This window comes from Nguyenibacter vanlangensis (assembly GCF_013376155.1).
In the GTDB taxonomy this organism is placed as follows: Bacteria; Pseudomonadota; Alphaproteobacteria; order Acetobacterales; family Acetobacteraceae; genus Gluconacetobacter; species Gluconacetobacter vanlangensis.
In genome coordinates this window covers 1-561 of the sequence record NZ_JABXXP010001229.1, presented here as the reverse complement: position 1 = coordinate 561, position 561 = coordinate 1, and the positions used below count along the sequence as shown (strand labels likewise).

Genomic DNA, 561 nt, shown 5'->3' with positions numbered 1-561 from the left:
GACCTGATGGGCCTGGACCCGGCGCCCGGGGCCGGTCCGGCGCCCTGCGCCGGAATCGCCGCCCCGGCGCGGGGTAGCCAGCCGGATTCAGGCGGGTAGAATAGGGCCATCCGGCGCTCCGGCCGGTCAGATCGTGCTGTAAGGAATCGAAAAATGGCTGATTGTCCCGTCAAATGCCCCGTGAAGTCGCCGTGTGTGAAGGGCATCGTGGCGCTGGGCCTGGTGGTGGCGCTGATCTGCTTCTTCAAGAAGAAGGCCTGCTGCAAGGCCAAGGCCTGATCCGTTCCGTCCCGGGGCCTCTCCCCGGGACGGGTCCCCATGGCGCGGGCCTCGGGCAGGGGCCTGGAATATCAGGGGCGTGGACTGTCATGGCCCTGGAATATCACGGCCTGTCGCGACAGGATTTCGATCCGGTCCCGATCCAGGCTCCGCTTCCGGTCCGGCGCATCATCCATATCGACATGGATGCGTTCTATGCGTCGGTCGAACAGCGTGACGATCCCGCCCTGCGCGGCCGCCCGGTCGCGGTCGGCGGCAGCCGGCAGCGCGGCGTCGTCGCCG

Annotated in this window: 2 protein-coding genes; both read left to right on the top strand. The window is 68.4% G+C overall.

The features are described from left to right. Positions 1 to 153: 153 nt before the first annotated feature. The gene (locus HUK84_RS23590; protein WP_281362898.1) at positions 154 to 279 is read left to right on the top strand and encodes a hypothetical protein; all 126 of its coding nucleotides are present in this window, start codon (positions 154 to 156) and stop codon (positions 277 to 279) included. 89 nt (positions 280 to 368) lie between these two features. After that, positions 369 to 561, top strand: a 193-nt coding sequence (locus tag HUK84_RS23445; RefSeq protein WP_456306694.1) for a Y-family DNA polymerase, incomplete at its 3' end; no start/stop codon positions are given.